Below are 14969 nucleotides of genomic sequence, written 5' to 3' on the forward strand. Positions count from 1 at the left end.
GACATCCCCGTATTCTGCCTCCAAAACGGGGTGCGAAACGAGGAGCTGGCCGCGGAGCACTTCCCGCGCGTGTACGGGGTGATGGTCCGTGTGGGAGGCGTCTACCTGACCGATGGCGAGGTGATCGCCCGCCGCGACCCGCCGGGGTGGCTCATCATCGGACGATACCCCTCCGGCATCGATGAGATCGCGGAGCGCGTGGCCCTGAGCCTGCGATCGGCCGGGTTCTTCACGATGCTCACCCCCGACGTCATGCCCTACAAATGGGGCAAGCTCATGGGCAACCTGGCCAACGCGATCGGCGCCATCACCAACGCACACAGCCCCACGAACCAGCAGATCGCCGAGGCGGCGCGAGCGGAGGCCCGAGAGCTCCTGGCCCAGGCGGGCATCCGCTGGATCCCCCATGAGGAGCTGGAGCGAGAGTGGCCGGAGATCACTCTGCCCCCGCGCCATCGGCTGGACGTCGAGGCGCAGAGCTCGACCTGGCAGAGCCTGGCCCGACGTCAGGGCTCCGTCGAGACCGACTTTCTGAACGGCGAGATCGTGCGCCTGGCGAAGCGCCTGGGGCGCCAGGCCCCCATCAACGAGGCGCTTCTACGCATCACCCAGGAGATGGCGGCCCACCAGGAACCGCCGGGCAAGTACAGTCCCGACGAGCTCCGCTCGCTCCTGGGGCTAGAGGGGGATCCGGAGGGATCAAGACCGTGGAAAGCCTGACCGTCACCACTCACACCCGAGAGGAGCTTCTGGATATCACCGAGGATGTCCAGGACGTCCTCAGCCGCAGCGACGTTCGCGAGGGGATCTGCTACCTCTTCATCCCCCACACCACCGCGGGGATCACGTTGAACGAGAACTGGGATCCGGACGTACGGGGCGATATCCTGATCTCGCTGGCCGATATGGTGCCGCCCAATCCCCGACATCGCCACGCGGAGGGGAACTCGCCCGCCCACGTGAAAGCCAGCCTATGCGGGTCCAGCGCCGTCGTCTTCATCCGCGATGGCCGCCTCCAGCTGGGCTCCTGGCAGGGCATCTATCTGGCCGAGTTCGATGGTCCTCGCCGCCGTCAGGTGTGGATACAGATCATCCCGGCGTAGCCCACCGTCACACAACCCGCGGCCGATCCCGGCACCTGTTGCTGGTCCTTTACGATCTGCATGCTCCGGATTCCTGGCGGGGCACCGAAGAGGCCCCACAGAGCGCGTCTGAGAAATGCCGTTGCCTCTGCTATGGGGAGGCCCGGAGGGGCTCCGCCCCACCGGAAAAAGCCTTTCTCCCACCTTCGACCTGCCCGGCCTCGGCCCAAACCCCTACGGAAAGGGCCGAGAAAGGCAGGTGCAGGCCGGAAAAGTGGGATTTCCGTGGAGGGGATCTCCCCTCCACACCTCCTCCTGTGGAGCTGGTAGCTGAGGGAGACCCTCAGACACCTTACCGGTAAATTTTCAGATACGCTCTCAGGAGCGCACGAAGGCGGTCCCCCCGCCAGGAGCCATCCTCCGGCCACCGCCAGGGAGATGAGACGATGCCCGAGATCCGCCAGAACATGGCCACAAAGGAATGGGTCATCATCGCGACGGAGCGAGCGCACCGACCTCACGAGTTCACCCAGCAGGAGCGGGAGCTGACGGAATCCCGCCCCGAATGGGATCCCAACTGCCCGTTCTGTCCGGGGAACGAAGAACCCGAACCTATGGAACAGATGCGCATCCCGGCAGAGGGCCCCTGGCAGCTGCGCGTCGTGCTGAACAAGTACCCCGCGCTCAGCCTGGAAGGCGAGCGCGTGCGAAGCTTCGACGGGATCTATCGCAGGCTGACGGGCGTGGGCCGCCATGAGGTGCTCATCGAAACTCCCCGACACAACACCTGCCCCGCGCTGGAAAGCCCCGAGGAGGTCGCCCGCACCATCTGGGCGTTTCAGGCGCGCGGCCTGGACTTCGCCCAGGACCCTCGCATCGAGCACATCGTCTATTTCAAGAATCATGGCCCCCGGGCAGGCACCTCACTGGCCCACCCGCACACGCAGATCGTCGGCCTGCCCATGGTGCCCTACTACATCCGTTGCCGCGCCGAGGAGGCCCGCCGCTACTTCGACGACACCGGCAACTGCGTCTTCTGCGAGATCTGGCGGGAGGAGCTGGACGCGGGCGAGCGCATCATCACCCAGAACGAGCACTTCATCGCCTTCATCCCGTATGCGGCCTTCTCGCCATTCCACACCTGGATCTTCCCCCGACGCCATAATCCCAATTTCCTCGACGCCACCGGGGAGGAGGTCGAGGCGCTGGGGCATATCCTGCGCGATGTGTTGCGACGGCTCTACATCGGGCTGCACGATCCCGACTACAACTACGTGATCCGATCGGCTCCGTTGTACGACATCGGCCGGGAGTACCTGCACTGGTACGTCACGATCATCCCCCGGGTAACCCAGACGGCCGGCTTTGAGATGGGGAGCGGCATGTTCATCAACACCGCCCTGCCCGAGGAGAGCGCTGCCTTCCTGCGCGAGGTGGATCCCGAGGGCGCCACCGCTGTGCAGGACCGCCAGAGATCCTGAGAATGTGTCTGCAAAACACACCACGAAGCCATAAAGACACCAAGAAGAGCATAAAAAGGAATATATCGAGGCTGCTTTTTACACTCGTGGGCTCTCCATAGTGCACTTCCGCCTTCTCTATCTTAGTGCCTTAGTGGTTCCCATCGTACTTTTCAGGCACACTCTGAAGGCGCATCTGAACAGGCGTCCGAGGGCCTCCCTCAGCTACATGTCCCGCAGGGGAGGCGTGGAGGGGATCCCCCTCCAGCGGCGATGTGGAAACCGTCGCGGGTAGAGCATGGGGGCTCCACCCGATCGGAGGAATGCATCATTTGCCTGTTGATCGAACAAATGTACAATATGGGAAAGAAAGCGGGACATCATCCGATCCTCTATCCCCGATCATCACAGGGAGGCGCAGGACCATGCAAAAAACCCTAGGCGTCGTCACGGATGGCGCGTTCAACGCAACGCTCACGGTGCGATTGAACCCAGGGGTGTCCACAGAGGGGTTGCGCATCGGCGATTTCGTCATCATCGAGGGGAGGGATCATCTCTTCTTCAGCACCATCGCCGATATCCAGCTGCGCGCCACGAACAATGGCGTCCTCAGCCAGCCTCCCGGGGGCACCTCCTCCTTCATCGCCCGGGCGCTGACCGGCACGACGACCTACGCGGCCGTCCAGGTCAAACCCATGCTCATGATCGACAAGCCCAAAGAGGGCGAGTTCGTCGACACCACGGTCCGTCCGCAGCCGGTCCGCACCATCCCCATGCACTTCGCCATCTTGCGTGAGGCCGGGGAGTCAGACTTCCGCGACGTGTTCGGCGAGGACCACGGCCGCTTCTTCGCCATGGGCTACCCGCTCACCATGGACATCCCCGTCTGCCTGGATCTACGCCGATTGATGGAGCGCTCCAACGGCGTGTTCGGCCAGTCCGGCACGGGGAAGTCCTTCCTGGTGCGATTGCTCCTGTGCGGCATCATCGACCGCAGGGTGGGCGTCAACCTGATCTTCGACATGCACGATGAGTACGCGTTCGGCAAGCAATCGGAGGATGGCCAGTGGGTGCGCGGCCTCAAGGACCTGTTCGGGAGCCGCGTGCTCGTCTACTCGCTGGACGACCGGGCCGCCCGCCGCCAGGGCCGTCAGGTGGACGTCGTCCTCCGGATCGGGCTGAACCAGATCGAGCCCGAGGATGTGCTGCTCCTGGCGGAGGAGCTGAACCTCCGCGGCACGGCGGAGGCCACCATCGGCCTGCTGGAGGATCGCTACGGAAGCGAGTGGTTCCCCAGGCTGCTGGAGATGTCGCCGGAGGATCTGAACGGCTTCTGCGAGGAGAGCGGCGCGCACCCGGCCTCGCTGGCCGCGCTGCAACGCCAGCTCCGGCTGATCGGGCGCCGCCCCTACATCGTGCCCGAGGCGCAGTACGCGGCCATCGACGATATGGTGAACGCGCTGGATCGCCAGCGACACGTGATCCTGCACTTCGGCCCCAACAGCACCGTGCTCGACCACATGCTGGTGGCCAACATCGTCACGCGCCGGGTCCGCCACCTCTACCAGCAGAAGGTGGAGCGCTACGAGGAATCCCGCAACGAGGCCGATCGCCCCCATCCCCTCATGATCACCATCGAGGAGGCGCACAAGTTCCTCAACCCGGCCATCGCCCGCCAGACGATCTTCGGCACCATCGCCCGGGAACTGCGCAAGTATTATGTCACGTTGATGGTGGTGGATCAGCGGCCGTCGGGCATCGACGCCGAGGTGCTCTCCCAGCTGGGGACCCGGATCACGGGCAAGCTGACCGAGGAACGCGACATCGACGCCGTGCTCACCGGCGTCGGCAACCGGTCCGTCCTGCGCGGCGCGCTGGAGAGCCTGGACACCCGGCAGCAGATCCTGATGATGGGGCACGCGGTCCCCATGCCCATCGTCCTGCGCACCCGGCGGTACGACGAGGAGTTCTATCGGTCGCTGGGGGTGGAGGCGGAGCCGGAAGACCCGGTCGCACGGGCGGCCGCCGCCCGGTCCCGGGTGGAGCAGGACATCGCGGATCTCTTCGGCGAGGAGCAATGATCGCTACGACGCACGTCTCCCCACCACGGCTGTGGGATATCTTCTTCTCTTGGGCCAGCGTGGGAGTCCAATCCTTCGGAGGCGGGGCGTCCACGCTCTACCTGATCCACCGGATGTGCATCGCCCGCGGCTGGTTGAGCGAGGCCGAGTTCGCCCGGGCATGGGCGCTCGTGCGGGTGGCCCCGGGGATCAACCTGATCAAACTGACGATCCTGATCGGCCATCAACTCCGCGGGGCGGCCGGCATCCTGGCGGCGGTGGCAGGGTTGCTGCTTCCCAGCGCCTCCATCACCGTGCTCATGACGGCGGGGTTCGCCGTCGTGCGCGAATGGCCGCTTGTGCGGACGGCATTACGCGGCGTGATGCCCGCGACCGTGGGGTTGAGCCTGGCGCTAGGCGTGGAGATGGCGCGCCCGCTTCTGGGGCACGCCCATCGAGAGGGACGGACCAGCCTCCTGATCCATATGGGGATTTTGATCGGGGCAACTCTGGCGCTGGCCGTGGGGCAGCTATCCCCGATCGTGGTTCTCGTGCTCTCCGGGGCGCTGGGCGCATGGCTGCTCAGAAGCCCATCCGCCCACGTCCCCCCCGCATCGGACCGCACACAACGATGAACCCGGCCGTCTACTTCTGGCTGTTCCTCAAGGCGTCCCTGTTCTCAACCAGTGGGCTGGGAAACCTGCCCATCTTGCACCAGGACCTGCTGGCCCGCGGGTGGGCCACGGAGGCCGATTTCGTTCAGGCCATCGCGGTGGGACGGCTCAGCCCGGGCCCGTCCGGGTTGTGGGCGATCAGCCTGGGTTATCTGACCTACGGGTGGCCGGGAGCCCTCCTCGCGCTGATGGCCATCACGTTGCCCCCTCTGCTGATCCTGGGCGTGGCCGCGCTACATCGCCGATTCGAAGAGAAGCCGGTCGTGCAACACTTCACCCAGGGGCTGGGGATGGGCGTGGTGGGCCTGATCCTGGCCGTCACCTGGACGCTCCTCAACACCACCGTATCCGACTGGCGCGGCCTGGCCATCGTCGCAGGGGCCTTTGGGCTGACGCTCAGTCGGCGCGTCCCGGTGATCGTGCTATTGGGCATAGCCGCCCTGGCCGGTTGGCTCCTGTACGGCCTGCCCGGCTAAGAGCGCGTCTGAGAAATGCCACGGCATTCGCTATGGGGAGGCCCGGAGGGGTTCCGCTCCCCAGCAAAAGCCCTTCTCCCGCCTTCGACCTGCGCGGCCTCGGCCCGGATCCTTCGGGAGGGGCCGAGAAAGGCAGGTACAGGCCGGAAAAGTGGGATCTCCGTGGAGGGGAGACCCCCTCCACACCTCCCCCTGTGGAGCCGGTAGCTGAGGGAGATCCCCAGACACCTTACCGGCAAATTCCCAAACACGCTCTAAGTTATCCCTGTCCCCGCTGCCGAGACTCCAGCATCTCGCGCAGCATGGCGATGTCCTGCTCCAAACGACGCTGGCGCTGCACCAGCGAGAGGAGATATGCAAACGTCAACAGCCAGGCGACAGCGAATGCGCCAGCCAGATATGCCATGGATGATTCCTCCCCTGAGGTACGCTCTCGTGTATGCCCCTGCCAGGCAGCGGGCGATGCATCGCTTCACAGGCCAGGCTCACCGGGCGTCGCCCCAGGAGATCCGGGCAACCGGTGAGCGTAGGGCCGATAGCGCCTAAACCAGCTGCTCCTTCAACTGCTCCACCTCTTCCGCATCCTGCTCCAGCCGCACCCGGTGCGCCAGGAAGGCCGTGTAGACGATGGCGAAGGCGATCATGGAGATGAACATGGCCAGGCGGATACGCGGGCTCAAAGCGAAGGCGCCCTGCCCTCCCGTCTCCCCCCCGCCGATGACCGTCGGGTGGATGGTGCGCCACCAGCGAATGGACATGAAGGTGAGCGGGACGCTGAGGAAGGCGAAGATCCCATACACGGCCGAGAAGCGAGCCCGCCGGGCGGGATCCTCCAGCGCCCCACGGAGCATCAGGTAAGCGATATAGATCAGCCAGACGAGGGCCGCCGTCGTCAGGCGGGGATCCCAGGTCCACCACGTGTTCCACGTCGGCCTCGCCCAAAGCGATCCCGTCATCAGAACCGCCGTCCCGAAGACCACACCCAGCTCCACCGAGGAAACGGCCACCATATCCCAGAAACGCCGTCGGGTGAGAAGGTAGAGGATGCTGGCCAGAAAGGTCACCAGGAAGCCCAGGCCGGAGCCGATGTTCATCCCCATATGGAGATAGAAGATGCGCTGCGCCGTCCGCTCAACCGGCGTGACCAGATTCGCCGCCTCTGGAGCCCAGATCAAGGAGACATAGATCATCACGAGCACGGCCAGAAGGGCGACCACATCCAGCACCATGATCCCGATATCACGCGCTTTCACTCTCTCATCCTCCCCAGGTAGCTGCGAGCAAGAACCGAGGGTCCTCACTCCTCCACGACGTAGTCGAAGGTCATCAAAGCCACAGCTAGAAAGATGACGTCGAACCCGACGAGCAACTGAGCCCAGTTGCGCATCTCACTCAACGGCGTGCCGTCCAGGAAGCCAGCAGTCATGCGCACGCCAGCGATGAGCACGGGGACGACGATGGGGAACAGCAAAATGGGCAACATGACCTCCCGGGCCCGGGTGTTCACCGCCATCGCGGAGAGGAGCGTGCCCACCGCTGAGAACCCCAGCGTGCCCAGGACGATCACCGCCAGGATCCCGGGATGCCACAAAGGCAGGTTGAACAGGATCATGAAGACGGGCAGCACCGCCGCCTCCATGACCACCATGAAGATGACGTTGCCCAGCATCTTCCCGAAGTAGATCGCGCTGCGATCCACGGGGGTCAGGAGAAGCCCCTCCAGACACCCCTTGTCGCTTTCCAGCACAAAGGAGCGATTCAGGCCGAGAACGCCCGAGAAGGCGATGGTGACCCACAGCACACCGGGGGCGACCACCCGCACATTGTCCACCCGCAGGTCGAACGCGAACTGGAAGATCAGGATCGCCAGCAGGGCGAACACGAACATGGAGCTGAAGATGTCCCGGGTCCGAAGCTCACCGACGATGTCCTTCCAGACGATGGCCCACACCTTGCCCAGGTAACCACCTGCCGCGGCCATCCAGCCGACCTCAGCGCTCGCTGGCCGAGAGGGCACCGCCACATCCGTCTTGCCTTCCAGTGGCGTGGTCACAGCGCAACCCCCTCCACCTGCTCATGATAGACATCCCGAAGCTCGTCCGCCGTGATGGCGGCGCGAGGCATATCCAACGTGATACGCCCACCGATGAGCAGCGCCACCCGATCCGCCCACTCCACTCCCCGCTCCAGGTTGTGCGTGGTGAAGATCACCGTGCGCTGCTCCCCGCCCAGCTGACGGATCAGGCGATGTAACATCTCCGCGGCCTGCTGGTCCAGGCCCGTATCCGGCTCGTCCAACAGCAAGACCGGGGGGTCATGCAAGATCGCCCGGGCGATCGCCAGGCGCTGCACCATCCCACGGGAGTACGTGCGCACCGGATCGTGCCGCCGATGCACCAGCCCAACCCGCTCCAGGACGTGCCTGATGCGCCGATCGGCGTCGCCCAAATCATACATCCGGGCGAAGAAGCGCAGATTCTCCTCCCCCGTCAGGCTGTCATACACCAATGGGGCGTGGGAAACCAGCCCGATGTACCGACGCAGCTCGGAGCCAGCGCGGCTGAGCTCGACCCCGCCAATGCATACCTCGCCGGCGGTGGCCTTGCTCAACGTCGCCAGGATGCGAATGAACGTGGTCTTGCCCGCACCGTTGGGCCCGAACAGCGCCAGCGTCTGCCCGGCTGGCATATCCAGATCGATGCCGCGCAGGACCACCTTGCGTCCGAAGGATTTGACCAGCCCCCGCACCTGGATCATCGGCCGGTCCCCTGTACCGTTCATGCCCCGCCCAACTCCTCGATCTCCTGGATCACCTGCAACAGCTGAGCCTTCCGCCGGGCGCGCTCCTGCTGATATACGTCCTCGGCGATATTGCCGGCTTCGTACTCATCGTCCAGGCGAGCGATGAGCATGATCAGACGCTCCCGCTCCGTCTCCAGATCCGAGACATCCTTGCGGCGGCGCTTGCGTCGTGGCCTGGGCGGCCGCGGCGCGGCGGGCTGCTCACGCTGCCGGCCCGGGTAGAAGAAGAGGAGGAACACGCCGGCCAGGATCACCACCACCACGCTCACCACCACCGGCACGGTCAGAGCGGAAGAGGAAGCGCCCGCCCCCTCCCCGCCGAGAGGCAATTTCTTGAAGGAGAGCGTGATCATCTCCCCGGCGGCCAGGTTGCTGCCGACGAAGTTGAGGTACTGCTGCCCGGACATGCCCTGTCGATCCTGAAAGACGACCTGCGGGCTGGACACCTCAACGCCGATATCGCTGATCAACACGTTGAGAAACACCGTCGGGTAGGCCAGGGTGTGCTGCAGATCCAGGCTCTTCTCCTGATAGGGGTAAACATAGCGGATCAGCACCTGGCGAATGGCCTCTCCGGGCGGGACCGGCAGCGTGTCCACCACGCTGCCCTCCACCTCGAAGAACCGCTGCCCCAACGGCCCGGGCTCGACGATCAGCCCATGATAGCCCGAGGGCAATGGGAAACGCAACGTCACCCGGCGGCCGGGCGCGACCTCCTCCCCGCCCACGTAGACCCGATCGCCGTCCATGCTGATGATGTACATTTCCCCCACGATCAGGTTCTGGCCCTCGAAGTCGATGAACCAGTGGGCCCGCTCGATGCGGATGCCGCTGCCGTCCTCCGTGGGCTCGTAAACCGGGACAGGGAGATCCAGCTCCGTCTCGCCCTCGGGGAATCCCTTGATCTCCGAGGCGTAGGGCACCCCCTTGTAATCCAGGGTGACCCGATATACCCAATCGCTGGAGGTGGAAAGCTCCTCGAAGCGGAAGACCCCCTGCTCGTCCGTGACGGACTCGAAGTCCCGTACATCATCGAACGTCTCAGCGTCAAACACGTGGAGCGTCACCGTGATGCCCGCGGGGATCTCACCGGAGGGGGTATTGTTGGACACCGTGCCCGTGATAACACCATCACCGGGCTCGAACGTGGGGGGTTGCATCGGGGCAAAGGAAAAGGAGCGCACATACTCCAGCACCGCCCAGCGCTGCTCCTCACTCAGCGTGTCCGCAAATCCCGGCATCGCATCCTGCCCGGCCGTCACCAGATCGAACCACTCGGCCAGGCTATGGTTCAACATCTCCGGGATGGTCAAGTCAGGCGTATCGGGCGGGGCCTCCGGGCCGTCTCCCTTGCCCGCATCGCCGTGGCACTCCGCACACGAGCTCTGGTAGATCTCCGCTCCCCGCTCCAGCTCCCCTTCCTCTAGGTGCAATGTCCAGGCGTAGGTCACCACATCCCAGATCTCCTGCTCGCTCAGCCGGGAACCCCAGGGCGGCATCATATGCTCCATGCGCCCATCTTTGGCCACCTGGAACCATTGGACCAGGGACGCCTGCCGGGCAACGGCCGCATCTGCGAACTGGACCGGTGGGACCTCCAGCCCCGCCGCGGACGGGCCCTCCCCCAAACCCTGATCCCCATGACAGGTGGCGCAATTCGCCTGGTAGATGATCCGCCCCCGTCGAGCGGAGGGCGGCTCCGGGGGGAGGGTGGAAGGCGACGAGCCTTGAGCCACGACGTCGACCTGCGCCACAACGGCCAGGCCCAACAGGAAGATGACCAGCACCGCCAAAGCCAACAGGGCCCGACGGTATCGCATCCGGACGAATAGATTCAGGTTCATGCGCGACCGCTCTCCAGATTCGACCTGTGGGACATGAAAACGGCCGCCCGTCGCCGCGGGCGACCGTCACGCAATCGCAGACGGGCCAAGGGTCAAGCGGATCATTCCACCGCCTGAACCTTGGTCTCCTCGGGCGCCTCCTCATATCGTGAAGGGCACTTCAGCAGAAGCGTTTTGGCCTCAAACACGCCATCCTCTCGCAGCTTGCCCTCCAGAATCGCCGTGGAGCCCGGACGGGTGAAGTTGTCGGGCATCACGCCGTGGAAGTGAACGGGCAGTGTGTCGCCCGTGCCCGTCTGATCCAAAATCGAGAAGGACAGGGAGAGGTTTGGGGCATCCCAATCCACCGACTCCTGAACGATTTCTCCGCTGATCCGGAGCTGTTTGCCTACCAGCTCCGCCTCGCGGCCGCGGACCTCGTGCACTTCCATATAGTACGCGCCCGTGGTCTGCACCGCATTCACGATCAGGTAAACGATGACGGCGAAGATCACCACTCCGCCGATGATGAACTTCAGTCGCTTGTTAGCCGTCGCCGACCGACCCACGGTTCGGGGAATCGCCGTTGATGAATCCATGCGTCAATCTCCTACGGATGCTACACCACTCTGTTTACTCCAGTAAGGAGGGGTCGCTCCTCCGCCGATTCATTACTTATGAAAGCGATGAGAGTATAACATTTCTCAGAAAGGCTGTCAACGGAATCGACTTACACTTTGCTTTCGTGAGCATTTTATCACATTTCCCTCTATCCACAAGTAGTACCTGGTAGCGATCCAAAATGGCGGGAATCCAGCGAGACGACCCACGACGCCCAGCGCAAGCCCTCAGGGACCGTACGGTTGGAAACGCGCTAGGGCCGCAACAGCCGCCAATACCCCTCCGAGGGTGGCAGGGGCAACCCCTTCATCACTGCATAGAACGGGTCCACCCCGTGAGCGATTGCATCCTCCCACGTGAAGCGATTCTCCGTCTGGCTGGGGTCCAGGACCTGACGCATCAACGGGTACCACTGCTGCCCATCACGGCGCTCGTAGTGCCAGTACTCGACCGCCTTGAAATTCGTACGCCAGTTGAACCCGTCCTCCTCATAGCTCCCGATGCGTCGCCAGCCGTATTCCCGCGCCAACGCGGTGAAGTCCACGAAATACTCGCCGTACAGCCTTCCCGGGAGCCCCCCTCGCCCCCAACCCTCGTTGGCCCTCGCCTCATAACTCAAGTCCCAGGTCCGATCCGTCAGGGGGCGCCCACATGAGCCATCCTGCTCCCTGCAACGAAGATACAACCGCCAAAACGTCTCGCCCCCCATGCTCTCCCGCACCCGCTCCAATACCCGCCGGCCGTCCTCATCGTAGAAATCGAGGAGCAGATCGACCGCCCGCCCCGTCTTGTGCCAGCTCAGATAATCCGAGGCCTCGCTATAGAACGATGGGGACCGCCAGGCCTCGCTGAGCTCGCCCAGGAAATCATACCCCACCTCCTCCCGGACGCGCTCCCGCAGGCGCAAAAAGCTATCCGCCACGCGGCTGGAGAGGGAGGCGGGCCCTCCCTGGACCTCCACCCCCGGCAGCTGGACGAATCGTGCCGCCCCCTCCGCCCCATCGGGTATGGGGGCGTCATCCAGCGCGGCAGCGGCCACCGCCTCGCCTACCGTCAGCGGCGCAGGATGAAAGGCCAATCGCCCCGTCAGCGGCGCCCTCCACACCGGATACAAGGGCAGTCCATCATCGTCGGGTAGCCACAAGAGCCCCTCGCCGTCCGCCCTGCGGTAGATGACGGCCAGACCATCCCCCGCCTCAACCGCCGCCTGCACCCGCGTGAGCCAGGTGCGTCGGCGGGGCCTCGCCCCAGGGTCTCCGAGATCCAGCGACCAGACCTCCCGGCGATCGTCCTCATCTCGGAAGAAGTAGATGGTGCGACCGTCGGCCGACCAGCCCGCCAGCTCCTCATCCGCCTCGTCGTGGGTGATCTGCCGGATCTCCCCGGTCTCTGGATGGAGGAGGAACACGTCCTTGTCGGCGAAGCGCCAGGATGTAAAGGCCAGCCAGCCGCGATAAGGCCCGTCCGGCGCCCAAGCGGGGCCGAAGTCGCCCGCGGGGCTGTCCTCCGTCAGATTGATCCTCTCCCCATCCGTGGAGGAAATCAGCCACACGTCCAGGTCGCCCGCCGCCATGGACTCATAGGCGATCCACCGGCCGTCCGGCGACCACGCGGGCGCGCCATCGTAGGCCGGGTCCGCCGTGACCTGCCGCTCCCGGCCCGTAGCCAGATCCAGCACATAGATGTCCCACTGCCGATCGCGCCGGGCGCTGTAGGCCAGCGATCGGCCGTCCGGCGACCACGCGGGGTCCTGCTCCCGGCCTGGATCCGAGGTGACGCGACGAAGCTCCCCGCTGCTCAGGTCAACGATGTAGATATCCCAGTTTCTGCCCTGTCGAGCGGAAAACGCCAAGGTCCCGGACGCCTCATCCTGAGCGAGCGCCGGGCGCGCGGGCCACAGGCCGGCGAGCAACAGGACGCAGGCGAGGAGCCAGGAGCCAAGCCTCACGGCTGCTCATCCTCCGCCTCGTCCAGGATGCGACGCGCCTGCTCGGCCAGCAGGGCCGGCACCAGCACGCGCACCTCGGCCAGGGCGCCCACGGCCAGGCCGAACACGGGGCCGGCCGCCTCGTAGCGCAGCATCACCGGGATGCCCTCGCTCTCCAGGCGTCCCTTGACCACCTGTGCCTCCATCTCGTTCGCGGCGCGATACACCTCAACCGGAGGCATGGGGACCCGCCGCCCTCCAGTGCGCGTGGCGACATGGGCGATCCCCCGACGCAGCGTCCCTAGCAGACCCAATACCAATGCGCTCATGATCCCTCACTTCGCGACGAGGCGTAAGCCCTCTCAACGGCCGCCGCCAGCCGGGCGTTGGCAGACCGCAAAGCGCTCTCCGCGTCCAGGCCATGCCGCCGCGCCCAATCCACCAACATCATCAGGACTTTCCCCAGCTGCTCCTCCGGGTCAGACGACTCCTCCAATTCCATAAGCGCCTCCCGGATAGCGGGCAGATCGGCCGGCTGCTCGATCCCCACCCGCTCTGAGCGATCCAGGTAAGCCCGGGCCTGGGTCAGGGCGGGCAGGCCCCGAGGCAGGCCGGCCAGCGGGCCGTTGTCGCCCGGCTTCCCCCGACGCTCCGCCTCCTTGATGGCCTCCCAGTTACGGATCACATCTCCCACCCCGCTGATGGCCACATCGCCGAAGACGTGCGGATGGCGTCGCCACAGCTTCGTCACGATCCCCCGGGCCACATCGGTCATGCGAAACTCGCCTTCCTCCGTCGCGATCTGGGTGTGGAAGACGATCTGCATCAACAGATCCCCCAGCTCCTCCCGCAGCTCCTCGATGTCCTCGCGATCCAACGCGTCCAGGACCTCGTAGGTCTCCTCCAGCAAGTTGGTGCGCAAACTCGCGTGCGTCTGCTGGCGGTCCCAGGGGCAGCCATCAGGGGCCCGCAGGCGGGCGATCACCTCCAACAGCTCGGTCACAGACCCGCCCGGGGCGACGGGCGGCACATACAACGTCGTCAGGTAATCGAAGCGCGAATCCCGATCAAGCTCCATCAGCGGGACCTCCCGAACGAAGGCCGCCTCGGTCCCCGCGCCGGAGAGCACGACCACGGGGTGATCGTCGGGATAGGCACTCAGCAGCGTCAGCTTCACATCACTGGCCACAAAGCGATTATAGCACTGGGCGATCAGCGCGGGCACGGCGGGGTCCAGGGGGGGATAATGCCTCTGGGCGACGATCATGGCGTCCACGATCTGCAATCCGGACTCCTCCAGGGGATCCAGACGCAGGAGATCGAACACCACCTCCAGGAAGCTCACGCCGGCCACCAGGCGCACCTCCACGCCGGCCTCGCCCGCCATCCTCTCAACGAGCGGCGTCGTCCGTTCGCCCACGCGGGGATGGCCGGGCACGGCGTAAACGACCCCCTCTGGGCGCTGTCCCAGCTCCACCACGCGCCGGGCGATCGCCTCGTAGACGGCCGCGAACTCCTCCTCGCGGGCGTATATCGCATCAAAGGAGCGCACTCGATCGGCCGGCAGCGCCTCCACGGTGGGATGCTCCCGGGTGCGCACGTAGATCTCGGGCGCCCGCTCCAGGACGTCCCAGGCCTCCCGGGTAAGATGACCCGGATCCCCCGGCCCCAACCCCACAATGACGATCGTCATCCCTCATCCCCTCTCCATAGAATCCCCGCTTTTCCAGCCTGCACCCGCCTTTCCCGGCCCTTTCGGGGGATCTGAGCCGAGGCCCGGCAGGTCGAAGGCGAAGGAATGGCAACTCCCAGCCCCTCCGAGTCTCCCCACAACAGGAGCAACGGCATCTCTCAGACACACTCTCAGACACGCGTCAAGGTCATGCGCGACCACTGGATTATACGACCGGGGGTCAGAAATACAAAAAGGGAGGCTGTACGCCTCCCTTGTGGGTTGTGGAGGGAGATAGCCCATATCCTCTGGTAACACGCCTTCTTCCACGTGCCACCGATTCAGATCACCGTCCGGCTATCTCGCTATCGC

At 65.0% G+C, this 14969-nt stretch carries 15 protein-coding genes; 6 read left to right on the forward strand and 9 right to left on the reverse strand.

Translation table 11 applies throughout. The features are described from left to right. The 6 genes from GXP39_16855 to GXP39_16880 form a co-directional block, all read left to right on the forward strand. Nucleotides 1-720 (forward strand): 2-dehydropantoate 2-reductase (locus GXP39_16855; GenBank protein ID NOZ29701.1); only part of this gene is annotated, 720 nt, incomplete at its 5' end. Continuing rightward, entirely contained in the window at nucleotides 708-1103 is a 396-nt protein-coding gene (locus GXP39_16860) for a YjbQ family protein (protein NOZ29702.1), read from the forward strand. The genes GXP39_16855 and GXP39_16860, both read left to right, overlap by 13 nt. Nucleotides 1104-1528: 425 nt before the next feature. Then, complete coding sequence (gene galT, locus GXP39_16865; GenBank protein NOZ29703.1) at nucleotides 1529-2563, forward strand: galactose-1-phosphate uridylyltransferase; 1035 nt, start codon at nucleotides 1529-1531, stop codon at nucleotides 2561-2563. 404 nt (nucleotides 2564-2967) lie between these two features. Further along, nucleotides 2968-4623: a DUF87 domain-containing protein gene (locus tag GXP39_16870; GenBank protein ID NOZ29704.1), complete on the forward strand. Its 1656-nt coding sequence runs from the start codon at nucleotides 2968-2970 to the stop codon at nucleotides 4621-4623. Further along, complete coding sequence (locus tag GXP39_16875) at nucleotides 4620-5237, forward strand: chromate transporter (protein NOZ29705.1); 618 nt, start codon at nucleotides 4620-4622, stop codon at nucleotides 5235-5237. Before GXP39_16870 ends, GXP39_16875 begins: the two co-directional genes overlap by 4 nt. Next, nucleotides 5234-5752 carry a chromate transporter gene (locus tag GXP39_16880; protein NOZ29706.1) on the forward strand — a complete coding sequence of 173 codons (519 nt, stop codon included), beginning with the start codon at nucleotides 5234-5236 and terminating at the stop codon, nucleotides 5750-5752. Before GXP39_16875 ends, GXP39_16880 begins: the two co-directional genes overlap by 4 nt. A gap of 259 nt (nucleotides 5753-6011) precedes the next feature. Here GXP39_16880 and GXP39_16885 read toward each other — a convergent pair whose 3' ends face one another. From GXP39_16885 to mazG, 9 genes are all read right to left on the reverse strand, one after another. Further along, nucleotides 6012-6158 carry a CcmD family protein gene (locus tag GXP39_16885; GenBank protein NOZ29707.1) on the reverse strand — a complete coding sequence of 49 codons (147 nt, stop codon included), beginning with the start codon at nucleotides 6156-6158 and terminating at the stop codon, nucleotides 6012-6014. A 136-nt stretch (nucleotides 6159-6294) separates the two neighbouring features. After that, entirely contained in the window at nucleotides 6295-7005 is a 711-nt protein-coding gene (ccsA, locus tag GXP39_16890) for a cytochrome c biogenesis protein CcsA (GenBank protein ID NOZ29708.1), read from the reverse strand. A gap of 44 nt (nucleotides 7006-7049) precedes the next feature. Then, a complete protein-coding gene (locus GXP39_16895) occupies nucleotides 7050-7733 on the reverse strand; it encodes an ABC transporter permease (GenBank protein NOZ29709.1) in 684 nt (227 codons plus the stop codon). Between the two features lie 68 nt (nucleotides 7734-7801). Beyond that, nucleotides 7802-8533, reverse strand: a complete 732-nt coding sequence (gene ccmA, locus GXP39_16900; GenBank protein ID NOZ29710.1) for a heme ABC exporter ATP-binding protein CcmA — start codon at nucleotides 8531-8533, stop codon at nucleotides 7802-7804. Further along, on the reverse strand, nucleotides 8530-10398 hold the full coding sequence (locus tag GXP39_16905) for a c-type cytochrome (GenBank protein ID NOZ29711.1): 1869 nt from the start codon (nucleotides 10396-10398) through the stop codon (nucleotides 8530-8532). The genes ccmA and GXP39_16905 overlap by 4 nt, the downstream gene beginning before the upstream one ends. 101 nt (nucleotides 10399-10499) lie before the next feature. After that, the gene (locus tag GXP39_16910; protein NOZ29712.1) at nucleotides 10500-10976 is read right to left on the reverse strand and encodes a cytochrome c maturation protein CcmE; all 477 of its coding nucleotides are present in this window, start codon (nucleotides 10974-10976) and stop codon (nucleotides 10500-10502) included. Between the two features lie 275 nt (nucleotides 10977-11251). Then, entirely contained in the window at nucleotides 11252-12946 is a 1695-nt protein-coding gene (locus GXP39_16915) for a hypothetical protein (protein ID NOZ29713.1), read from the reverse strand. Then, nucleotides 12943-13254: a DUF2007 domain-containing protein gene (locus GXP39_16920; protein NOZ29714.1), complete on the reverse strand. Its 312-nt coding sequence runs from the start codon at nucleotides 13252-13254 to the stop codon at nucleotides 12943-12945. The genes GXP39_16915 and GXP39_16920 overlap by 4 nt, the downstream gene beginning before the upstream one ends. After that, nucleotides 13251-14618, reverse strand: coding sequence for a nucleoside triphosphate pyrophosphohydrolase (gene mazG / locus GXP39_16925; GenBank protein NOZ29715.1), 1368 nt, complete (start codon nucleotides 14616-14618; stop codon nucleotides 13251-13253). The genes GXP39_16920 and mazG overlap by 4 nt, the downstream gene beginning before the upstream one ends. Nucleotides 14619-14969: the final 351 nt, after the last annotated feature.

The organism is Chloroflexota bacterium (assembly GCA_013152435.1).
Lineage (GTDB): Bacteria > Chloroflexota > Anaerolineae > DUEN01 > DUEN01 > DUEN01.